Genomic DNA, 20,480 nt, shown 5'->3' on the forward strand with positions numbered 1-20,480 from the left:
GCTTTCCGGAAGGTTCCCGTACGTCCGCCCCTGATCAGGGACGACGAGTTGTGGGACTCGCTTCCGGCCCTCCCGGCGAAAGGCGCGCAGCATCGGCGCTCGACCGGGCGACTCGGCTGGTCTGGTGTACGGGGCGCGGGGCTGGCCAATCGAGGCGGCTGGCTGTACCCCACGTCACCAAACCCTACACACGAGCACCCGAGCAACCACCTCCGAGGAGAGGCTCACCGGCAGTGCAGGGTCTTGACGGTGGCGGGGAAGTAGGCGCGCATGAACTTCTCGATGTCCTTGCGGTGGCTTTCATCCATGATGTTCACCTCAGGCATGCGCATTTCGATAATCAAGTCGGTGTTACGACCGACAACGCACGACCCCGATACGATCGCACCATTATTGCCGACGATTGCCTCGTCCGCGATGTTCACCGACTTCCACTGCGAAATATCCCGGAAGACGGGATCATACTTGGATCGCCCAGCAAATTCAGGGCTCGCAGTGGAGTAATAGAAGTGAAGCTCCAGAATCCGCTTCCCGCTGGAAAAGAGAGTGCAGGGGGCTGAGATCCCCTCAGATGGGTCCAGCCTGTTGGACTCGGTCAGGTCGCCCGTGGAGGTGAGAACCGAGCGGAACAGCTCCCGGTCGATCCGGGTACCGCACAGCAGCTCCGGGATCTGGTCGCCATCCGACCGGTCGCAGCCGGTCGTGACGAGGACTATCGCCAGCGCGAAAAAAACTGTCACCCCATGCCACTTGAGGGACTTCACGTCGCCTGCTTTCCCGATACTCCTTGCGCATGCTTAATTCCGTCCTCGGCGGACTCGTTGATCTGTTTCTGAACATCGTACGGTTCTCGGGGAGGTGACTCGCGAGTTCCTCGCCATTCCTCGGCGAGTGCCATCAACTGTCCGTTCCGACTGGAATAGTGCGCAATATTATCGGCGGTCTGCTGACCGTCGAGCCTCCGCTGTTCGTCCTCCAGCCACTTTCCCGTAACATAGTCAAATCCTTGCTGCACCTTGTCACTGACCACAGGGATGTAACTGATCGCTTCGTCGATGAGTGGCTTGGCCTCGAATTCCGCGACCTTGGGATCGCCTTGCGCCTGGACGCGCGCCTCTTCGAGGAAGCCGATCGTCCGCCCGGCCCTGTTCAGTGACTCAGTCGACCCCTTGGCTCCGTCGTCATGGATGTCGGCCACCATGGCCTGATTCAGTCCGCCGTTCAGCGTGCTGTATGCGTCCGAGTCCTTGGAGACCTGCTTGGTGACCTCGAGGAGGTCGGTCTGATCAATCGGTGAATCGGCCATGCTGATATTGCTCATCGATCGATGCACCGTGTCCCCGTGGTTGACCATGATGTTCGCCATCGGCTGCCGCAGGGACGGCGGGAAGTCGTCGCCGCTGTCGGCCAGGGACGTGAGGGCCGACGTGAACACCGCGTCGTTCTGCTTCGTGTGTTCGACGTACCGCGCGTTCTCGTCCGACGGGTCGATGCCGGTCGCCGCGGCCTGGAGCGCGGCGCCGAAACCGGCACGGTTGTCGCCGTCCACCCCAGGCGTGTACGTGCTGGCCTTGGCGCCCTCGTGCTCGTGCAGGGTGACGTCCCAGTCCCTGTCCTTCATCAGGTACGTCATCTTCTCGTCGGAACCGAGATACGCCGCCGCCGCGTCGGGGTGGTGGCTCATGAGGCCGAGCATGCCGTCCACCGGGTCGTTGGCGAACCAGCCGTCCCGCTTGCCGGCGTACTCGTGCTTCAGCTGCCAGATGCCCGGATCCTTCTTCTCCGCCGCGATCATGTCGTCGGTGAGGTCCCCGAGCATGTCCGGCGAGTATCCGTGTCCCTTCTGCATCAGCGTGACGAGCGACTGGTAGCCGACGGCCTTGTCCAGGCGGGCGCCCTGCGCGTCGGTGCCGTGCCGCTCCACGCCGGCCTCGCGCATGTCCTCGCGCCAGCCCTCGTACCACGACGACTTGGTGTCCTTCGTCGCGGAGGCCAGGGCGTTGGCCAGGCCGGTCTCGATCGTCGAGTAGTGGGCCGCGCGGTCGCCGCCCCGTACGTGGATGAGGTCGTTCAGCTCGTTCGTCAGCGTGAGGGTGCCGTCGGCGCCCAGGCCGTCGAGGAGAGTGCGGGAGAACGCCGGGTCGTCGCTGTTGTCGCGGAACGTCCGCTCGAGCTCGGCGATCTCCCTGTCGGACAGGCGACCGCCGCCGCGGAGCTTCTCCAGCGCCTCCTCGGCCGCTTCGCCCTCGTACTTCTCGATGTCGTTCTTCGCCTCGCCGTTGAAGCCCTTGCCCCCGGCGATGACGCTGGAGTCGGTCACGACGGCCTGCAGGGCGATCTGTACGCCCACGTCCGCGTCCGTGACGTCCCGGACCGCCTTGTCGATGCGGTCCTGCCACGACTGGACGGCCTCCTGCCACCCCGGATCGTGACGCAGCGTTCTGCGTTCGGCGTCCGACAACCGCTCGATGTCCAGGCTCACATGGCCCTGCTCGGACACCTTCATGCCCGCGTCCACGGCGTCCTGCCGTGCCGACTTCAGCCGGCCGCGCAGGTCGACGAACTGCGCGTGCGCGTCGCGCAGGAGTCCGGCCACCGCTTTGGCCTCGGTCTGCGCGTACCCGAACTCCTTGAGGGTGACGTCGAAGCGCCGGTTGGCCGCGTCGGCGCTCAGTCCCACCCAGCCGGTGCCCATGGAGATGCCGTGCACATCCCGGCCGTAGGCCTTCTCCTGCTCGGCGAACTCGCCCGCCATGCCGTCCCACCGGTCGGCGGCGGTGATGAGCGCGTCGAGGTCGGTGGTCATGATCTCGTGGTACGTCGGCATCCGCCCGTTCCCCTCCCCTGTTCCTTCCCCGCCTCGCGCCTCAGAGCCGGTCCAGCGGGGACGGGGGACGGATCTTCAGGGTCTGGGCCCCCACCCCGTGGTCCGTGCTCTGCAGGATCGTGCCGGCGCCGCGCAGCGCGCCCTTCTCCGCGTCGAGCCGGTCCATCAGGTTCTTCACCTGCTCGCCCCACGTCTCGTGGGCCTTCTTCAACGCCCCGGAGATGAGCCAGCCGTCCCCGTCCTTGGCCGCGAACGCCTTGACCGCGCTCCCCGTGTCCTCGTCCGCCCACGCCCCGGCCTTGGCGGTGTCGGGCTGGATGTGCTCCTCGATCGCCTTCACGGCGGCCGCCTTCTCGGCGGGTGTGGAGGCCAGGTCCTTCCGCCCACCGCCCACCGGCCCCGGCGCGACAGCACCACTCACGACGAACCGCCTCCCCGGCGACAAGCGCTCCCGGATCTACTGATCACTCAGGGTCACGGTACCTCACCCTGGGAACAGGCTCGTCGGCCGGTCGTCCGGCGCGAGGGCGTTCCGTCCGGCTCCGTGGTGTCGGATCCGCCACCGGGTTCTGCCAGGGCGCGGCCGGTTCGCCCGGCCCGCGGCTCACGCCCCGTTCCCCGCGTTGCGCAGGCGGGCGAACGACGTGTCCAGTCCCCGCTTCAGCAGCCGGGACAGGGGGCGTTCCACGAGGCGGTGGACGAGGTAGCTCAGGAGCAGGAAGCCGGCGATGACCGCGGCCACCAGGAGGCGGGCGTCCATCGTGCCGTGGAGGCGGTTGATGAGCGCGGTGCCGGCCGCGTAGTGGACGAGGTAGAGGGGGTACGTCATGGCGCCCGCCGTGACCAGCCACTTCCAGCGGATCCGGTCCGTGTACCCGAGGGCCACGGCGACCATGAAGAGCAGGAAGGCGGTGAAGATCAGCACGCTCCCCCGCCAGCCGGAGACGTGCTCGATCTCCTCGATGCGGTTGCCGAGCTCCAGCTGTCCCATGAGCCACGCCATGGCGAGGATGCCCCACAGCAGGAGGTCCTGGCCGAAGCGGTGCATGAGGTAGAGGGCGAGGCCCGCGATGAAGTACCAGGCGCCGTCCGGGTTGGCGACCAGTTCCAGCAGGGGCAGGCGGGCGATGGGCGCGAGCATCGCCGCCGCGCCCCACAGGCAGCAGAACAGGACCACTCTGCGGTACGTCAGCCCCATGGCGACCACGACGAGGAAGAGCAGGTAGAAGCGCAGTTCCGACCAGAGGGTCCAGTAGACGCCGTCGACGTTGGGCACGGCCGAACCGGACTGGAGCATGGTCAGGTTGAGCAGCACCTCGCGCAGGCGCAGGCGCTCCCACACCCCCGGTACGGCGATCAGCACGGCCGTGGTGAAGAGGACCGCGAACCAGTACGCCGGGTAGAGCCGGATCACGCGGGAGACGAAGAACTGGCGCGGGGTGCGCCCCCAGCACGACATGCAGATCACGAAGCCGCTGATCACGAAGAAGATCTCGACGCCGATCCAGCCGTAGGAGGCGAACCGGAACACCGTCGGCATGATCTCGGAGACCGGCCGGTCCCAGATCGCGTTGCCGGGGCGGTCGGCCCGCCAGGTCCCGGCGTAGTGGTGCACGGCCACCATCAGGGCGGCGAGCAGCCGGATGCCGTCGATGACGTACAGGCGGCCGCCGGGGCGGGCGGCGGCCGGTGCCGGGGGTCCGGAGGCGGGGCCCGGAACGGTCACGGCGAGCGGCGGGAGCGGTTGCCTCGACCGCCCCGCGACGCGTCTCGCCGCCCGCTCGACCATCGGTGTTCCCTTGTCCGCCGCATGCACCATCCGTCCAGACAAGAACAGCCGTCCCGCCTGCGGAAGTGCTTTCGACGACTCGCCGCCAACGCCCCGTCCGGCGTTGGCGGCGCGTTCACCCGTACGTCAGATGACGCCCTGGGCGAGCATCGCGTCGGCGACGCGCTCGAAGCCGGCGATGTTGGCGCCCGTCACGTAGTCGCCGGGGGCGCCGTAGCGCTCGGCGGTCTCGTGGCAGGTGGTGTGGATGTCGTTCATGATGTGCGTCAGCTCGTCCTCGACGCGCTCCGCCGACCACGACGTACGGGCGTGGTTCTGGGCCATCTCCAGGGCGCTGACCGCGACCCCGCCCGCGTTCGCGGCCTTGCCGGGGCCGAAGGCGACGCCGGCGCGCTGGAGGAGGTGGACGGCCTCGGGGGTCGTCGGCATGTTGGCGCCCTCGGACACCGCCTTGACGCCGTTGCGGATCAGCGCGGCGGCGTCGTTCTCGTCCAGCTCGTTCTGCGTGGCCGACGGCAGCGCGATGTCGGCCGGGACCTCCCAGACCCGCCCGCCGGGCACGAAGCGCGCCGAGGCGCCCCGCCGCTCGGCGTACGTGTCGACCCGGCCGCGCTCGACCTCCTTGATCTGCTTGAGCAGCTCCAGATCGATGCCCTTCTCGTCGACCACGTAGCCGGAGGAGTCCGAGCAGGTGATGGCGTTGGCGCCGAGGGCGGCCAGCTTCTCGATGGTGTAGATCGCCACGTTCCCGGAGCCGGACACGACCGCCGTCTGGCCCTCCAGGTCCTCGCCGCGCTCGCGCAGCATCGCGGCCGCGAAGAGGACGTTGCCGTAGCCGGTCGCCTCGGGGCGGATCAGCGAGCCGCCCCAGCCCGCGCCCTTGCCCGTCAGGACGCCGGCCTCCCAGCGGTTGGTGATCCGCCGGTACTGGCCGAAGAGGTAGCCGATCTCCCGGCCGCCGACGCCGATGTCGCCCGCGGGGACGTCCGTGTGCTCGCCGATGTGCCGGTACAGCTCCGTCATGAACGACTGGCAGAACCGCATGACCTCGGCGTCGCTGCGGCCGTGCGGGTCGAAGTCGCTGCCGCCCTTGCCGCCGCCGATGCCGAGGCCGGTCAGCGCGTTCTTGAAGATCTGCTCGAAGCCCAGGAACTTGATGACGCCCAGGTTGACGGAGGGGTGGAAGCGCAGACCGCCCTTGTACGGGCCGAGCGCGCTGTTGAACTCGACACGGAAGCCGCGGTTGACGTGGGTGCGCCCCTGGTCGTCCTGCCACGGCACCCGGAAGATGACCTGCCGCTCGGGCTCGACCAGACGCTCGATGAGCCCCGGCTCGGCGTACTCGGGCCTGGCGGCGACCACCGGGGCGAGCGTCTCCAGCACCTCGTGGACGGCCTGGTGGAACTCCGGCTGGGCGGGGTTGCGGTGCTCGATCTCGGTGAGCAGGTGGTCGAGCGTGGTCTTCGTCTCGGATCGCGTCGTCACGGAAGCCCTTTCTGGCACGGCTGGCACCAGGACCGGGAGGGAGGCCGGGAGGGGTGGCCGGCGTGACTCCCGTCCCGTCCGGTGAGGGGCGCTCGGCGCCGTTGCCGCGCGCAGGGACACTTAAGTGTTACGCGCATGTAAACACCCTGGCCAGTGTTCGGTCTGCGCCCCGACCACTATGTGAGACCGGGTCGCCGCGTACCGGCCACCGGAGGACGTACGGGACGCGGGCGGTCCGGGCCCGGTCACGCCTCCCCGTTGAGCATCGCCGCCGTGAGGACGTGCCCGGCGACGCCCCAGCCGCCGTCGGGGACCTCGTCGACGAGGACGACGGTGGTCGGGCGGGCGCGCTCCCCGTAGATCTCCGCGTAGAGGTCGGTGGTGCGCTCGACGATCTTCTTCTTGTCCTCCGGCGTGAGCGTGCCCGCGGGGACCTTGAAGTGGGCGAAGGGCATGTCAGACCAGCCCTCCGTTGGCGCGCAGGATCTGGCCGTTCACCCAGTGCCCGGCGGGGCTGCCCAGGAAGGCGACCACGGCGGCGATGTCCTCCGGGGTGCCCAGCCGCTCCAGGGGCGGCGTCTTGGCGAGGCGTTCGACCTGCTCGGGCGTCTTGCCGTCGAGGAACAGGTCCGTGGCCGTCGGGCCGGGGGCGACCGTGTTCACGGTGATGTCCCGCCCGCGCAGCTCCCGCGCCAGGATCATCGTCATGGCCTCCACGGCGCCCTTGCTCGCCGCGTAGCCGCCGTAGGTGGGGAACTGGGCCCCCACCACGGAGGTCGAGAACCCGACGAACGAGCCCCCCGCGCGCAGTCGTCGCGCCGCCTGCTGGGCGACGACGAAGGTGCCGCGGATGTTGGTGCGGTGCATGGCGTCGAGCGCCGCCAGGTCCAGGTCGGCGATCGGCGACAGCGTCATCCGCCCGGCCGCGTTCACGACCAGGTCGACGCCGCCGTACTCCTCCTCCGCCCGGTCGAACAGCGCGGCGACCTCCTTCTCCTCCGCCACGTCGGCCTGCACGGCGATCGCCCGTCCGCCGGCGGCGGTGATCGCCGCCACCGTCTCGTCGGCGGCCGCGGCGTCGCGGGCGTAGTTCACGACGACGGCCAGGCCGTCCTCGGCGAGCTTCCGCGCGACCGCCCGGCCGATGCCGCGCGATCCGCCGGTGACGACGGCGACCCGTGTGCCGCCCGCCGGTTCGGGTGTCTGCTGGTTCGTGTGATGCGTGTGCGTGGTCATGACTCCACGATGCGTCCGGTCGACGGGCGCATCCAGGGGATGCCGTCCCCTGGGTCGCCGGCCCCGCCCGGCGCAGAATGGACGGCATGAGCGCTGTGAAGTACGCCGAGCTGGGAGCGTTCCTGCGGTCGCGGCGCGAGCGCATCCGCCCCGCCGACGTCGGACTCCCGGCCGGACCGCGCCGCCGGGTGCCGGGGCTGCGCCGCGAGGAGGTCGCCCAGCTCGCCGGGGCGTCGGTGGACTACTACAACGAGCTGGAGCGCGGCGCCGGGTCCCAGCCGTCCGAGCAGATGATCGCCGCGCTGGCGCGGGCGCTGCGGCTGTCCGGCGACGAGCGGGACTACCTGTACCGGCTCGCCGACCGGCCGGTGCCCGTCCAGGGCGGGCCCGCCTCGCACGTGCACCCCGGCATGCTGGACCTGCTCGGGCGCATGACGTCCACCCCGGCGCAGGTGATCACCGACCTGCACGTCACGCTCGTGCAGAATCCGCTGGCCGTGGCGCTGCTCGGGGACCAGTCCGGTCTCCGCGGGCCCCGCGCCAGCTTCGTGCACCGGTGGTTCACCGAGCCGGAGGCCCGGCTGCTGTATCCCGAGGCCGACCACGAGACCCAGTCCCGCGCCTTCGTCGCCGACCTGCGGGCCGCGGCGGCCCGGCGGGACGCCAAGGACCCCGAGACCGGGTCGATGATCCGTACGCTGCTCGACGTCTCCCCCGAGTTCGCCGCGCTGTGGGCCGACCACGAGGTGGCCTTCCGGCGCGACGACCGCAAGCGGCTCCTCCACCCGGTGATCGGCCTGATCGAGGTCAACTGCCTCAACCTGTTCAGCGAGGACGGCCGCCAGCGGCTCCTCTGGTTCACCCCGGCGGTGGGCACGGAGAGCGCGGGGCTGCTGGAGCTGCTGGCGGTCGTCGGGACGCAGGAGGTCAGCGCTGCGACGCGTACGGCAGGAAGGTCGCCCAGGCGGCAGGGGTGAGCCCACCGGACCCCAGTACCTCGTCGGCCCTGTCCCGGTACTCCTGGCGCGGGATCCGCTTGCCGCCCTCGACCTTGTAGACGAGGTCCTCCCCGTACCCGACCGCCACGCCGAACTCGCCGGCGCGCAGGCCCGCCGCCTCCCGACGGGGTTTCAACTGCCGTCCCACCGTGGTGATGACCGCGACGCCCCACTCGTCGTCGGGGTCCACCTCCCACCCCGACTCGTCCGTCTCGACCGTCATCCCGCACCCCTTCGTCGCGCTCACCGTGTTGCCCCAGCGCCCTACCCGCACGCACCGCGCAGACAGCACCGACACCACTGGACAAGCGCCGGACAGTCACCGTACGTACTCACCGAGTCACTTCTCACGGTACGCACACGCCGCCACGCTGAGTGACGTGAACCAGAAATCCGCCGAACTCAGCTCGTCCGTCCGCAACTTCAGCGTGCAGCTCTCCCCCACGCCACGCGGAGCCCGGCTGGCCCGTCTCCTCGCGACCGAGCAGCTCCGCTCCTGGGGCCTGCCCCTGGACCCGGCGCGCCTCCTCGTCGCCGAGCTGGCCAACAACGCGAGCGCCCACGGACGCGTCCCGGGCCGCGATTTCCGGCTCACGCTCTACGTCGTCGGCGGCATCCTCCGCATCGAGGTCACCGACACCCGCGGCGAGGAACTCCCGCATCCGCAACAACCGGCCGTCGACGCGGAATCCGGCCGTGGCCTGCTCCTGGTGGAGGCGCTGGCGAGCCGCTGGGGAGTGACGGAGGGCCGCTTCCCGCGCAAGACGGTCTGGGCGGAACTGCGCTGCACGCCACCGGAACCCGAGTTCTGAGGTTGCGGTGCCGTCGGTGCCCTACCAAGAGAAAGAACTCGGGGAGAAATGACCCCCACCAAGCCCCACCCCTCCCGCCCGCGGCGCGTCATCACCCGGGCGGGTGAACATCACCGGCTCAGCTGGATTTTCGGGTCCTCAACTCCCCTACTCTCAGCGCAAGCAGGCACAGCCGAAAAGACATCGGCCCCCGCTGGGACTGGCATCCCGGTGCGAGGGCCTACCACCAAGGAAGCAGAACAAGAGGAACTTCCCGATGGGTACCCAAAACCCTAGCGCGCCCTCGCGCGCCCAGTCAGCAGCAGACGGCAATCCGCCCCGCCCCCGTCACCACCGCGGCGGCATCGTCCACGACAACACCCGCCACACCACCCGCTTCGTGGTGATCGGCAACCACCTGGTCCAGCACGAGGAGCTGTCGCTGCTGGCGATCGGCCTCGGCTGCCACCTCCAGTCGCTCCCCACCGGAGCCAGCGCCGACATCAAGTCGCTCGCCGCCCGCTTCCCCGAGGGACCCACCCGCATCGCCGCCGCCCTGCGCGAGCTGGAGACCCACGGCTACCTGCGCCGCGAACGCCACCGCACCGAGACCGGCCGCATCGTCACCCGCACCGTTTCCTGCAACCAGCCCCGGCACCGGCGCGAGCCGGTCGACACGGGGTGTCCGCCCGCGAAGCGAACGCCTGCGCCGCCGCGCCGTACGGGGCGCAAAGCCCTCCCCGCCGTCCCGCAGCCGAGCTGCACGGCCCCCGCCCTCCTCCAGACGGCGGTCGACCTCCTCGCCGGCCTGCGCCGCCACGACCCCCGCCTGCTGCTCTCCGCGACCGACACCACCCACCTGGCCCCCGGCGTCGCCGCCTGGCTGGAACGCGACGTCGCCCCCACCGCCGTACGCCACGCCCTGACCCACGACCTGCCCGACGAACCCCTGCACCGCCCGGCCGCGTTCCTCGCCCACCGCCTCACCGCCCAACTGCCGCCCCCGCCCCCGTTCCGCGCACCGGCGCCCGCCCCGCCGCCGCCCCGCCACCGGATGCGCACCTGCGACGGCTGCGACCGGGCCTTCCGCGCCCCCGAGACCCAAACCCACTGCCGCGACTGCCGAGCAGCCACCGCGCACTCCTGAACCAACAAGGAAACCCATGGACAGCCCGCCCCACGAGGCGATGCACCGCGTCTTCCAGCGGGACACGCCGGAAGACGTCGCGGGTCCCCTCGTCGAATTCACCGCACAGGGCCTGGGCAACCGCCCGGCCAAGCACCTCTGGAGGAACCTGGTGGCCGTGGACCTCTCCTTCCACACGTCCTACATCTCCGAGGAAATCCGCGACGAGGGCCGGGCCGAACGCGGCGCACAGGACGTTCTGCTGGTCCTCGAGCAGCGCGGCCTCGACGTCTCCGACGACGTCCGTGCGCGCATCACGGAGTGCGGGGACCCCGAGGTTCTCCGCCACTGGCTCGCCCGCGCCGTCACCGCGCCGACCGCCGAGGCCGCCTTCGAGGACGAGTAGCCCTGTCGGCTCACGCCATCGTGGACACGCAGAACGGGTGCCCCGCCGGATCCAGCAGCACCCTCCAGCGGTCCGGGGACGGCTGGAAGTCGGGCTTCGTGGCGCCCAGGGCGAGCAGGCGGGCCTCGCCCTCGTCCAGGTCGTCGGCGCCGACGTCGATGTGGGCCTGCTTCTCCTGGTCGGTCCCCGGCCAGGTCGGCGGACGGTAGTCGGGGAGGCGGTTGAAGCCGAGGCCGGGCCCGCCGTCCTTGCCGCCGAGGAAGTAGAAGTCGTCGGTGTGGAAGGCGACGGAAAGGCCGAGGGCCTCGCCCCAGAAGCGGGCCATCTCCACGGGGTCGGAGCAGTCGAAGGTGACGGCCGCGTAGCGGAAGGCCGGGGACGTGGTCGCGGGGGTGTTCTCCGTTGTCGTCATGGGAGAGACCGTAGGACGTGACCAGGACAGGTTCGGTCCTGGTCGGCGGCGGGGGCGTGGAAGACTTCTGGACCGTGCTCAGTACTTCCGCCCGGCTGCTGCGACTGGTCTCCCTGCTCGCCGTCCGTCCCGCCTGGACCTGCGGTGAGCTGGCCGAGCGGATGGAGGTCACGGAGCGGACGGTGCGGCGGGACGTCGCGCGGCTGCGGGAGCTCGGGTACGCCGTGGACTCCGACCCGGGGCCGTGGGGCGGGTACCGGCTGCGGCCGGGGACGCGTACGCCGCCGTTGATCCTCGACGACGAGGAGGCCCTCGCCGTGGCCGTCGGGCTGCGGGAGGCGGCGTTGAGCGGGGCGCTCGGTGGGGACCAGGCGGCGCTGTCGGCACTGCTGAAGCTGCGGCAGGTGCTGCCCGAGCGGGTCGCGGACCGGCTCGGGGAGATGGACGCCGCGTTCGTGCAGACGCCGAGGGCCGGGGAGCCGCAGGTCCCGGCGGGGATGCTGCTGGAGCTGGCGGCCGCGTGCCGGCGGGGCGAGCGGGCCCGGATGGCGTACCGGGACTGGGAGGGGCGGGCCAGTGTGCGCGACGTGGATCCGTACCGGCTCGTGCACACCGGGCGGCGCTGGTACTTCGTGGCGCTCGACGTCGCGCGGGGTGAGTGGCGGACCTTCCGGGCCGACCGGGTGGAGCGGATGCAGCCGACCGGGCGGCCCGTCGAGTTCACCGAACCGCTGCCCGATCCGGCGCTGCTCGTGTCCCGCGCGAGCGCGACCGGGCCGTACGCGCTGCTGGCCACCGTCCGCCTGCCGGTGTCCGAGGAGCAGGCGCTGCGGTTGATCCCCGCGACGGTCGGGCTGCACCGGGCCGAGGGTCCGGACGCCACCGTCGTGGAGATCGGCGGGTCCAGCGCGGAGGGGCTGGCCGGGTACCTGCTCAGCCTCGGCACGCCGTTGCGCGTGCTGGCGCCCGATGCGGTGAGGGAGGCGCTGGTGCGCCGGACGCGGGAGCTGCTCGCCGCGAACGAGGGGGCGGAGGCCTGACGTCTCCTCCCCCAGGCCCGTGCCGGTCGGCAGCGCGGCGGATCAGCCCGGCGTCACCGCGCCCTCCGGGACTCCGAACCACTCCTCCAGTGCCTCCGCCAGCCCTGCCGTCGGCGCCTGCTCCCCCGTGTCGGCCGCCCACGCCGTGAAGCCGTCCGGACGGACGAGGACCGCCGCCAGTTCCGGGCGGGACGGGCAGCCGGCCGTCAGGGTGTCGACGCGGTCGGCGTACCCCGCGGCCAGGGCCCTGAGCTCCGGGTCGTCGGTGAGGTCGAGCAGGAGTGCCCGGCCGCCGTGGAGGTGGTCCGCGAGGCGGCCGGCGTCGGCCAGTTCGAGGTCCGGGGTGCTGCGGCCGGTCAGCGGGTGCTCGCCCGGCAGCTCGTACCGCACGGCGGCGCCGTTGAGCCGCGCGGTGAGGTACGTGGTGCCCGCGACCGTCTCCGCCAGGTCGCTGACGATCGCGCGCAGGGCCCGGGACCGCGGGTCCGGGCGCATGACCGCGACCTGGGACCGGGTCCAGTCCAGGACCCGTGCGCCGACCGGGTGCCGCTCGGAGGTGTACGTGTCCAGCAGCCCTTCCGGCGCCCGCCCGGCGATCACCGCGGCGAGCTTCCAGCCGAGGTTCATCGCGTCCCCGATCCCCAGGCTCAGCCCCTGGCTGCCGAACGCGGAGTGCACGTGCGCCGCGTCGCCCGCCAGCAGCACCCGGCCCCTGCGGTACTCGGTGACCTGGCGGGCGTGGTCGGTGAAGCGGGTCGCGGTCCGCACCCCGGTGACCGTGACGTCCACGCCGGAGACGCGGCGCAGTCGAGCCTGGAGGTCCTCGGCGGTGACCGGCGCGTCCCGGTCGGCCGGCGGGCCGTCGAACTCGACGGTGACGACGCGGCCCGGCATCGGCCCGTAGGCGTACACCCCGGTGTCCGTGGCGGTCCAGCCGACCTTCAGGTCCTCGGCGCCGGTCATCTCCACCACCGCCTGGTGACAGGTGACCTCCGGGTCCGTACCGGGGAACGCGAACCCGGCGAGCTTGCGGACCGTGCTGCGGCCGCCGTCGCAGCCCACGAGCCAGCCGGCGCGGATCGCCCCGCGGCCGGTCCGCACGGTGACGCCCTCGTCGTCGGCGTCGAAGCCGGTCAGCTCCACGCCCCGGCGCACGTCGACGCCGAGCTCGTCCGCGCGCCTGCCGAGCAGCCGCTCGACGTCCTGCTGCGTCACGAAGGCGATGTCGGCGGCGGGTCCGGCGTCGCCGAGGCCCGGCTCGGTACGGTCGACCAGGGCGGCGCGCAGCAGGATTCCGCCGAAGTGCCCGACGGTCCCCAGCCCTTGGCCCGCGGCCTCGTCTCCGTCACCGTCCCCGCCCTCACCGTTCCGCTCGCGCAGGAACGCCTGGAAGCGGTCCAGCGCCCGCCGTTGCACCTCGGCCAGGGCGGGCAGCATGCCCCGGCGGTAGAGCGCCTCGGCGCTGGGCGTGGTGATCGCCCCGCCCTTGATCACCGGGTTCACTCCGGTCAGGCGCTCCAGTACGGCCACCCGCGCGCCCCCGAGCCGGAGCTCGCAGGCCAGCATCAGACCGACCGGGCCGCCCCCGGCCACCACTACGTCACAGTCCATGGCGCCCACTGTCACCGAAGGCCGGGAAAGCCAGGAAACGCCCGCGGAGTCAAGGAACGCGCCCGCTTCAGGTGCGGGTGACCCGGCCGCAGCCTTCCGACCCGGAGCCGGTGAGGGGGCGGCTGCGGTCGTAGGGGTCGGTCAGGGGCCCGGTGGGCCGTGCGCCGCCGGGACCGTCGTCGTCGGGGAAGCCCGGGTGCAGGTAGCCGTCGTGGACGTCGCAGCTGGTGTTGCCGTACTCGGAGAAGTACTTCTCCACCAGGAGCTTGCCCTCGGTCACGTTCCACCGGGCCGGGTCGTTCAGGGTCAGGGTGAGCTCGCGGCGGATGATGGTGCGGGCGACCGGTCCGTCCGGGTCGTCGACCCGCACCAGCGGGTAGACGAAGGTGTAGTCCGCGTTGACCTTCACCACGCCCGGTTCCCCGGCGGCGAGCGTCATGCGGCCACGGACCTTGACGACGTCGCCGACCAGGCGGGTCTCGTCCGGGTCGAAGCGGGTGAAGAGCCGCAGCGGATCGTGGTCCGCGTCCGGGTCGCTCAGGGAGCGGCGCAGCTTCGGGAGCAGTTCGGGCTGCTTCGGGTCGAGGACGGCCAGCGCCTCGTCGGGCCGTTCGCCGCGCAGGACGGCGGGGTCCAGGTTGGCGGCGACCAGGAGGTCCTTGGTGCGGCGCAGCGCGAAGGCCACGTCCTCCTCGCTCCGGCCTGACAGCGCCTTCGCCGGCGGCACCACGATGGCGTCGGCACCCTCGGCCCACCCCTCGGCGGGCGAGCCGCGGAACGGGTGCTCGGGGGTGGCCTGTTCCGCCCCGGCCGCCGGTCCGGGAGCGCCGGTCGGCCGTGCCGTCTCGGCCGCCATCGTGGGCGGTGCGGAGGCGTCGTCCCCGCCGGGCAGCCGGTCCAGGAGCAGGGAGGGCCGTACGGCGACCACCGCGAGCGCCGCCAGCGCCACGACGCCGACGACCGCGCCGACCAGGCGCCGGCGCGGGCGTCCGGCACCCTTGGACGCGCCCTGCGGTGCGGCACGCCACGGCGTCGGCTCCCCCTCCTCGCGCAACCGCCGGGCCACCATCCGCGCCCGCGCCGACGGCTCCTTGGGCGCGGAGCCGCCCCCGCCTTCGGCGGCCTCCCGCAGGAACGCCTCCCACTGCTCGTCGGAGATCGAGGGGGCCGGTTCGTCGCCGGAACGGTCGGGGGGCGGGACGGAACTCACGGGCTCACTTTCCTGGTGACGGCGCCCAGTCGGTGGGGGCCGGGGCGAGGCTTGCGGTGATCAATCGTGCCGTCGGGTGGAGGGGAAGTGCCGCCTCATGCGGATTTCGTGACCGAACCTGTACGCCTTCGCCTCTGCCGGCCTCCGCGCCGCCGTTCCGCGTCAGCCCCGCAGATACGTCAGCACCGCCAGCACCCTGCGGTGGGTGCCTGCCGCCGGGGGCAGGTCGAGCTTGGTGAGGATGCTGCCGATGTGCTTGCCCACGGCCGCCTCGGAGACGACGAGTTCGCGGGCGATCGCCGCGTTGGACCTGCCCTCCGCCATCAGGGCGAGCACCTCGCGCTCGCGCGGGCTGAGGCGCTCCAGCGGGTCCCGGCGGCGGCGCAGCAACTGGCGTACCACCTCCGGGTCGACGACCGTGCCGCCGTCGGCGACCCCGGCCAGCGCGTCGACGAACTCCTCGACCTGGCCGACCCGGTCCTTGAGCAGGTAGCCGACGCCGGTGCCGTCGCCGGAGTCCAGCAGCTCGGCGGCGTAGGCCCGTTGCACGTACTGGCTGAGGACGAGGACGGGCAGCGTGGGCCGCTCCTCGCGCAGGCGTACGGCCGCGTGCAGGCCCTCGTCCTGGAAGCCGGGCGGCATGCGCACGTCGGTGACGACGATGTCCGGGGCGTGCTCCGTCACGGCCGCGACGAGGGCCTCCGCGTCGCCGACGGCCGCGACGACCTCGTGGCCGAAGCGGGCGAGCAGGCCGGTCAGGCCGTCGCGCAGCAGCACGCTGTCCTCGGCCAGTACTACGCGCAGCGGTCGGTCCACTCGCACGGTATCTCCACGCTCAGCAGGGTCGGTCCGCCCGGCGGGCTGGACAGGGCGAGTCTGCCATCCAGCACCGACACCCGGTCGGCGAGTCCGGTCAGCCCGCTGCCCGCCGCGGCGTCGGCCCCGCCCCGGCCGTCGTCGCGGACGCGCAGCACGAGCCGTCCGTCGCGGTGGCCGCCGGTCACCTCCGCGCGGGTGGCGCCGCTGTGCCTGCCGACGTTGGCGAGGGCCTCGCGGACCACGAAGTACGCGGCGGCCTCGACCGCCCGGGGCAGCCGTCCGGGCAGTTCCAGGTCGACGTCGACGGGGACGGCGGAGCGGTCGGCGGCGTCGGCGACGGCCGCGGGCAGGCCGTAGTCGGCGAGGACCTTGGGGTGGATGCCGTGGATGAGTTCGCGCAGTTCCTCCAGGGCCCTGCCCGCCTCGCCGTGCGCCTTGGCGAGCTGGTCGGCCAGCGGTCCCGGCGGGGCGTCCAGACGGGCCAGGCCGAGGGCCATGGTCAGGGCGACGAGGCGCTGCTGGGCGCCGTCGTGCAGGTCGCGTTCGATGCGGCGCCGCTCGGCCTCGAAGGCGTCCACCAACCGCACCCGGGAGCGGGTCAGTTCGACGACCCTGGCCTCGGGGTCGCCCTCGCGCGGGGCGGCGACGAGGACACGCGCCAGCTCGGCCCGCGCGCCCGCCGCCAGGCCCAGTGCGTAGCCGCCGAGGGCGAGGAGCAGCAGTCCGAGCACCGCGACGCCGGACGCGGCCGGCCAGGTGGTGACCGTCCACAGCTTGAGGACCTTCGCCTCCTCGCCGTCGCCGTACGCGGCCATCACCAGCGGGGTGGCGGCCAGGTGGAGGGGCAGCGCCAGGGCGAACACGACGACCAGGGCGTCCAGCGGCCACAGCAGGAGGGCGAACAGCAGGGCGTGGCCCAGCTCCCGCCAGGTCGCCCGCTCCCGCAGCCGGGTGATCAGCCACGGCCAGGGTCCGGTGGCGTACGGCTGCCGTACCGGCCGGGGCGGTGCGGGGGCGCGGTCGACCAGGCGCAGCCGGTGCCGTTCCAGGCGGGCCACGGGGATGCCGACGAGGGCGGTGAGCACCAGCAGCGGCAGACCCACCAGGACGACGGCGAGCGCTCCCGCGAGGACGACCGCGACCGTGATCACCGCCAGGGTGAGGGCGCCGGCCACCGCCCCGGTCATCAGGTAGGCGAGGGCACGCCAGGGCCAGGCAGAGAGCAGGTAACCGCGGGCGGGCAGGGCCTGCCAGGCGTTTCGTGGGTGCATGCGGATCACCGTAGGACTCCCCCGTGCGGCGGGGCCATCGGCCCAGTGGGCGTCCCGGGGGTATGGCCTGCCCTACCCCGGTTCTCGCCCCTGCCGCACTGCGCCGGGGTGATCGCGGACGGTTTCGTGGAGCCGGACAGCGAGGCGACCGGCACCCGAGGAGTGGGGACGACATGGACGACGACGCGATCAGGCTGCGCTCCGTCAGCCGACGGTACGGGGCGGGCGACGGCGCCGTGGCGGCCCTCGACGAGGTCTCCGTCGGCTTCCCCCGGGGCACCTTCACGGCCGTGATGGGCCCCTCCGGGTCGGGCAAGTCGACCCTTCTGCAGTGCGCCGCCGGCCTGGACCGGCCCACGTCGGGGTCGGTGGTCGTCGGCGGTACCGAGCTGACCGGGCTGAGCGAGCGGCGGTTGACGCTGCTGCGCCGTGAGCGCGTGGGGTTCGTCTTCCAGGCGTTCAACCTGCTGCCCTCGCTGACCGCCGAGCAGAACGTGGCCCTTCCCCTGCGCCTGGCAGGGCGCCGCCCTCCCCACGGCCGGGTGCGCGAGGTGCTGCGGCAGGTCGGCCTCGGTGACCGCGCCCGGCACCGGCCCCCGCAGCTGTCCGGCGGCCAGCAGCAGCGCGTCGCCCTGGCCCGCGCGTTGGTCACCCGCCCCGAGGTGCTCTTCGCCGACGAACCGACCGGTGCGCTGGATACGCGCACCGGCCGCGAGGTACTGAGCCTGCTGCGCGGCATGGTCGACCGCGAGGGCCGGACGGTCGTCATGGTCACGCACGATCCGGTGGCCGCCTCCTACGCCGACCGCGTGGTGTTCCTCGTCGACGGCCGCGTGGGCGGCGACCTGGCCGGGGCGGGCGCCGACGCCATCGCCGCCCACCTGACCGGTCTGGAGGGCAGGCCGTGCTGACCACCGCCCTGCACACCCTGCGCGTCCGTTGGGTCACCTTCGTCGGCAGTTTCGTGGCTCTGACGCTGGGGGTCGCGCTGCTCGCGGTGACGGGGCCGGCGCTCGCCTCCTCGCTGGACGCGCCCGGCCGCGCGCCGGAGCGGTTCGCCGCCGCGCCGGTGGTGGTCCGGGGGCAGGACACCCTGCGGGTGCCGACGCCCGCCGGGCAGGACACGGCGGAGCTGGCGCGGCCGCGTGCCGTGCCCGCCGCGGTCGTGGCCCGGCTGGAGCGGCTCGGCACGGTCGTGGAGGACCGGTCCTTCCCGGTACGCGTCCACGGTCGGCGCGCCCCGAGCGGCCTCGTGGGCCACCCCTGGTCCACCGCCGCGTTCGCCCCGTACCGGATCGACGCGGGCCGCGCGCCCCGTACTGCCGACGAGGTCGTCGTCACCGGCGGCTGGGCCGTGCCGGGCGAGCGGGTGCGCACGGACCGGGGCGCCCTGCGCGTCGTGGGCACCGTGCCCGGCCTCGGCTTCGAGGACGCCGTCTTCTTCACCGACGCACGGGCCGCCCAGCTCGCGCCGGTGAGCGTGCAGGTGGCGGTCGACGCGGAGGCGTCCGCCGTACGGGAGGCGGTGCGGGGCGCCGTACGGGACGCGGTGCCGGGCAGCGCGGACGTCCGGGTGCTCACCGGGGACGCCCGGCGGTACGCGGACGCCGACCCCGACCGGGACGAGGAGGCGCTGACCGCGATGAACGCCCTGTTCGGCACGGCCGGCGGCGTCACCGCGTTCGTGTCGGTGTTCGTCGTGGCGTCCACCTTCGCCTTCGCGGTGGCCCAGCGGCGCCGGGAGTTCGGGCTGCTGCGCACGGCCGGTGCGACGCCGGGGCAACTGCGCCGGACGGTGCTGGCCGAGGCCCTCGGCGTCGGCGTGCTCGCCTCCGCGACCGGCTGCCTGCTCGGCGCGTACGGCGCCCCGCACCTGGCGGCCTGGGTGGTCGACGGCGGCCTGGCACCGGCCTGGTTCCGCATCGGCGACCACGCCTGGCCGTACCACACGGCCTTCTGGACCGGGCTGGTCGTCGCCCTGTGCGGTGCGGTCGCGGCGTCGTGGCGGGCGGGGAGCACCGGTCCCGTCGAGGCGCTGCGCGAAGCCTCCGTCGACGCCGGTGCGATGACCCGGGGCCGGTGGCTGGCGGGCTCGGCGCTGCTGCTGACCGCGCTGGTGACGCTCGGCGTCTCCCTGGCCGGCGACCCCGGTGACCTGCTGCACCGCAAGACGTACGTGAGCCGGCCGATGCTGTCGATCACCGCGGCCGCCCTGCTCGCGCCGGTCGTGGTGCGTCCACTGGTCCGGGCGCTGACCTGGCTCCCGGCGCGGCTGCCGGGCGCCGCGGGGATGCTGGTGCGGGAGCACGCGGCCGCCGGTGTCCGCCGCACCGCGGCCGTCGCCGCGCCCGTGCTGGTCACGGTCGCGCTCGCGGGCTCGCTGCTCGGCGCCACCGCGACCCTGAACGAGGCGGAGGCGTCCGAGACGCGCGGGCGGACCGTCGCCGACTTCGTGATCGCCGCACCCGGCGGCGCCGGCCCGGGCTTCGACCGCCGGACCCTGGACCGGCTGCGCGCGATCCCCGGAACGGAGATCTCGCCGTCCGCGTCGAGCGCGGTGTACGTCCTGGAGGAGGGCGTGGCCCTCGTCAGGTCCGACGCCCGTGCCGTCGCCGGCCCCGAGGCGCTCACGGCCACGACAAGGCTGCCTCTGGCTGCCGGGAGGGCGGGCGACCTGGACGACCGGTCGATCATCGTGAACGAGGAGTGGGAAGAGCACACGGTCGGCCGGGACGTGCGGGTGTGGCTCGGAGACGGCACGGAGAAGACCCTGCGCATCGCCGCGGTGATGCACACCGGCACCGGCGGCAACGGCGTCTACGTCACCGCGGCCAACGCCCCCGGCGCCCCCGTCGACCGGGTGGAGGTCGCCCTCACGGACGGCGCCGACGCCGATGCGGTGGCGGGTGAACTGCGGGCGGCGGTGGGGCCGGCCGGCGGTCGGGTGTCGACCAGGGACGAGTGGGTCGAGGCCACGTACCCGCAGACCGACGGCACGACCCGGCTGGGTCTCTTCCTGGTCCTCGGCATCGCCCTGCTCTACACGGCCGTCTCCCTGGCCAACACCATGGTGATGGCCACCTCCGACCGGGTCCGTGACCTCGCGGCACTGCGCCTGGCCGGGGCCACCGACGGCCAGGTGCTCCGCCTGGTCGGCGCCGAGTCCCTGACGGTCGTAGCGGTCGGCGCGCTGCTGGGGCTGGCCGTCGCCGGCCTCAACCTGGCCGGCATGGGGGCGGCCCTGGGCCTGCTCTCGGTGCCCGCCGCGCCGGTGGTGCCGTGGACGGCCGTCGGCGCGACCGCGGGTGCCTGCGCCGTCCTCGCGGTCGTCGCCTCGGTGGTCCCGGCGGGGCTGGCCCTGCGCCGCCACCGGGCGGTGGAGGCCGCCGGCGTCCGGGAGTAGAGGCCGTGGAACGACGAAAGGGCCCGTACGACCGAAGTCGTACGGGCCCTTTCAGG

Annotated in this window: 19 protein-coding genes and 1 pseudogene; 7 read left to right on the forward strand and 13 right to left on the reverse strand. The window is 72.9% G+C overall.

Going from position 1 to position 20,480, the window contains the following annotated elements; translation table 11 throughout:
- Window positions 1-224: 224 nt before the first annotated feature.
- The 7 genes from JHAT_RS04785 to JHAT_RS04815 form a co-directional block, all read right to left on the reverse strand.
- Window positions 225-764: a hypothetical protein gene (locus JHAT_RS04785; RefSeq protein ID WP_077796761.1), complete on the reverse strand. Its 540-nt coding sequence runs from the start codon at window positions 762-764 to the stop codon at window positions 225-227.
- Entirely contained in the window at window positions 761-2,827 is a 2,067-nt protein-coding gene (locus tag JHAT_RS04790) for a hypothetical protein (protein ID WP_077796762.1), read from the reverse strand. Before JHAT_RS04790 ends, JHAT_RS04785 begins: the two co-directional genes overlap by 4 nt.
- 40 nt (window positions 2,828-2,867) lie before the next feature.
- Window positions 2,868-3,248, reverse strand: coding sequence for a hypothetical protein (locus JHAT_RS04795; RefSeq protein WP_077796763.1), 381 nt, complete (start codon window positions 3,246-3,248; stop codon window positions 2,868-2,870).
- A 183-nt stretch (window positions 3,249-3,431) separates the two neighbouring features.
- Window positions 3,432-4,616 (reverse strand): acyltransferase, encoded by a 1,185-nt coding sequence (locus JHAT_RS04800; RefSeq protein ID WP_077796764.1) that lies wholly within the window; start codon window positions 4,614-4,616, stop codon window positions 3,432-3,434.
- A 126-nt stretch (window positions 4,617-4,742) separates the two neighbouring features.
- The gene (gene gdhA / locus JHAT_RS04805) at window positions 4,743-6,101 is read right to left on the reverse strand and encodes an NADP-specific glutamate dehydrogenase (protein ID WP_171990744.1); all 1,359 of its coding nucleotides are present in this window, start codon (window positions 6,099-6,101) and stop codon (window positions 4,743-4,745) included.
- Between the two features lie 245 nt (window positions 6,102-6,346).
- Window positions 6,347-6,556 (reverse strand): 4-oxalocrotonate tautomerase family protein, encoded by a 210-nt coding sequence (locus JHAT_RS04810; RefSeq protein ID WP_077796766.1) that lies wholly within the window; start codon window positions 6,554-6,556, stop codon window positions 6,347-6,349.
- Between the two features lies 1 nt (window position 6,557).
- Complete coding sequence (locus JHAT_RS04815; RefSeq protein ID WP_077796767.1) at window positions 6,558-7,337, reverse strand: SDR family oxidoreductase; 780 nt, start codon at window positions 7,335-7,337, stop codon at window positions 6,558-6,560.
- A 77-nt stretch (window positions 7,338-7,414) separates the two neighbouring features.
- Here JHAT_RS04815 and JHAT_RS04820 point away from each other — a divergent pair, with 77 nt between their 5' ends.
- Window positions 7,415-8,314 carry a helix-turn-helix transcriptional regulator gene (locus tag JHAT_RS04820; protein ID WP_171990745.1) on the forward strand — a complete coding sequence of 300 codons (900 nt, stop codon included), beginning with the start codon at window positions 7,415-7,417 and terminating at the stop codon, window positions 8,312-8,314.
- On the opposite strand, the pseudogene JHAT_RS04825 reads toward JHAT_RS04820, so the two are convergent.
- Window positions 8,298-8,558, reverse strand: a pseudogene (locus JHAT_RS04825) (helix-turn-helix domain-containing protein); the annotation flags it as partial. The gene JHAT_RS04820 and the pseudogene JHAT_RS04825 sit on opposite strands and share 17 nt — an antisense overlap.
- 157 nt (window positions 8,559-8,715) lie before the next feature.
- Here JHAT_RS04825 and JHAT_RS04830 point away from each other — a divergent pair.
- The 3 genes from JHAT_RS04830 to JHAT_RS04840 all read left to right on the forward strand — a co-directional run bounded on the left by JHAT_RS04830 (window position 8,716) and on the right by JHAT_RS04840 (window position 10,658).
- Window positions 8,716-9,147 (forward strand): ATP-binding protein, encoded by a 432-nt coding sequence (locus tag JHAT_RS04830; RefSeq protein WP_077796769.1) that lies wholly within the window; start codon window positions 8,716-8,718, stop codon window positions 9,145-9,147.
- A gap of 256 nt (window positions 9,148-9,403) precedes the next feature.
- Window positions 9,404-10,273: a helix-turn-helix domain-containing protein gene (locus tag JHAT_RS04835; RefSeq protein WP_077796770.1), complete on the forward strand. Its 870-nt coding sequence runs from the start codon at window positions 9,404-9,406 to the stop codon at window positions 10,271-10,273.
- Between the two features lie 16 nt (window positions 10,274-10,289).
- On the forward strand, window positions 10,290-10,658 hold the full coding sequence (locus JHAT_RS04840) for a hypothetical protein (protein WP_375603543.1): 369 nt from the start codon (window positions 10,290-10,292) through the stop codon (window positions 10,656-10,658).
- 10 nt (window positions 10,659-10,668) lie between these two features.
- On the opposite strand, the gene JHAT_RS04845 is transcribed toward JHAT_RS04840, so the two are convergent.
- Window positions 10,669-11,070 (reverse strand): VOC family protein, encoded by a 402-nt coding sequence (locus tag JHAT_RS04845; protein WP_077796771.1) that lies wholly within the window; start codon window positions 11,068-11,070, stop codon window positions 10,669-10,671.
- A gap of 56 nt (window positions 11,071-11,126) precedes the next feature.
- Between JHAT_RS04845 and JHAT_RS04850 the strand changes: the two genes are divergently transcribed.
- Window positions 11,127-12,110 (forward strand): YafY family protein, encoded by a 984-nt coding sequence (locus tag JHAT_RS04850; protein WP_077796772.1) that lies wholly within the window; start codon window positions 11,127-11,129, stop codon window positions 12,108-12,110.
- Window positions 12,111-12,152: 42 nt separating this feature from the next.
- Here the strand turns inward: JHAT_RS04850 and JHAT_RS04855 are convergent, their stop codons facing one another.
- The 4 genes from JHAT_RS04855 to JHAT_RS04870 all read right to left on the reverse strand — a co-directional run bounded on the left by JHAT_RS04855 (window position 12,153) and on the right by JHAT_RS04870 (window position 17,021).
- Window positions 12,153-13,721: an FAD-dependent monooxygenase gene (locus tag JHAT_RS04855; protein ID WP_171990746.1), complete on the reverse strand. Its 1,569-nt coding sequence runs from the start codon at window positions 13,719-13,721 to the stop codon at window positions 12,153-12,155.
- 67 nt (window positions 13,722-13,788) lie between these two features.
- Window positions 13,789-14,931: a hypothetical protein gene (locus JHAT_RS04860; RefSeq protein WP_077796774.1), complete on the reverse strand. Its 1,143-nt coding sequence runs from the start codon at window positions 14,929-14,931 to the stop codon at window positions 13,789-13,791.
- A gap of 162 nt (window positions 14,932-15,093) precedes the next feature.
- The gene (locus JHAT_RS04865; RefSeq protein ID WP_171990747.1) at window positions 15,094-15,753 is read right to left on the reverse strand and encodes a response regulator transcription factor; all 660 of its coding nucleotides are present in this window, start codon (window positions 15,751-15,753) and stop codon (window positions 15,094-15,096) included.
- Entirely contained in the window at window positions 15,726-17,021 is a 1,296-nt protein-coding gene (locus tag JHAT_RS04870; protein ID WP_077796854.1) for a sensor domain-containing protein, read from the reverse strand. The genes JHAT_RS04865 and JHAT_RS04870 overlap by 28 nt, the downstream gene beginning before the upstream one ends.
- Window positions 17,022-17,194: 173 nt before the next feature.
- Here JHAT_RS04870 and JHAT_RS04875 point away from each other — a divergent pair, with 173 nt between their 5' ends.
- Window positions 17,195-17,932 (forward strand): ABC transporter ATP-binding protein, encoded by a 738-nt coding sequence (locus JHAT_RS04875; protein WP_077796776.1) that lies wholly within the window; start codon window positions 17,195-17,197, stop codon window positions 17,930-17,932.
- On the forward strand, window positions 17,926-20,424 hold the full coding sequence (locus tag JHAT_RS04880) for an FtsX-like permease family protein (protein WP_077796777.1): 2,499 nt from the start codon (window positions 17,926-17,928) through the stop codon (window positions 20,422-20,424). The genes JHAT_RS04875 and JHAT_RS04880 overlap by 7 nt, the downstream gene beginning before the upstream one ends.
- The last annotated feature ends 56 nt before the right edge of the window (window positions 20,425-20,480 follow it).

The sequence above is a fragment of the Streptomyces sp. JHA26 genome, from assembly GCF_002005565.1.
Taxonomy (GTDB): domain Bacteria; phylum Actinomycetota; class Actinomycetes; order Streptomycetales; family Streptomycetaceae; genus Streptomyces.

Bases quoted from the DNA above. Each gene is read 5' to 3' on its own strand.
- JHAT_RS04790 (WP_077796762.1), bottom strand. From the start codon at position 2,827: ATGCCGACGTACCACGAGATCATGACCACCGACCTCGACGCGCTCATC.
- JHAT_RS04800 (WP_077796764.1), bottom strand. From the start codon at position 4,616: ATGGTCGAGCGGGCGGCGAGACGCGTCGCGGGGCGGTCGAGGCAACCG.
- JHAT_RS04810 (WP_077796766.1), bottom strand. From the start codon at position 6,556: ATGCCCTTCGCCCACTTCAAGGTCCCCGCGGGCACGCTCACGCCGGAG.
- JHAT_RS04815 (WP_077796767.1), bottom strand. From the start codon at position 7,337: ATGACCACGCACACGCATCACACGAACCAGCAGACACCCGAACCGGCG.
- JHAT_RS04820 (WP_171990745.1), top strand. From the start codon at position 7,415: ATGGACGGCATGAGCGCTGTGAAGTACGCCGAGCTGGGAGCGTTCCTG.
- JHAT_RS04835 (WP_077796770.1), top strand. From the start codon at position 9,404: ATGGGTACCCAAAACCCTAGCGCGCCCTCGCGCGCCCAGTCAGCAGCA.
- JHAT_RS04840 (WP_375603543.1), top strand. From the start codon at position 10,290: ATGGACAGCCCGCCCCACGAGGCGATGCACCGCGTCTTCCAGCGGGAC.
- JHAT_RS04845 (WP_077796771.1), bottom strand. From the start codon at position 11,070: ATGACGACAACGGAGAACACCCCCGCGACCACGTCCCCGGCCTTCCGC.
- JHAT_RS04855 (WP_171990746.1), bottom strand. From the start codon at position 13,721: ATGGACTGTGACGTAGTGGTGGCCGGGGGCGGCCCGGTCGGTCTGATG.
- JHAT_RS04870 (WP_077796854.1), bottom strand. From the start codon at position 17,021: ATGCACCCACGAAACGCCTGGCAGGCCCTGCCCGCCCGCGGTTACCTG.
- JHAT_RS04875 (WP_077796776.1), top strand. From the start codon at position 17,195: ATGGACGACGACGCGATCAGGCTGCGCTCCGTCAGCCGACGGTACGGG.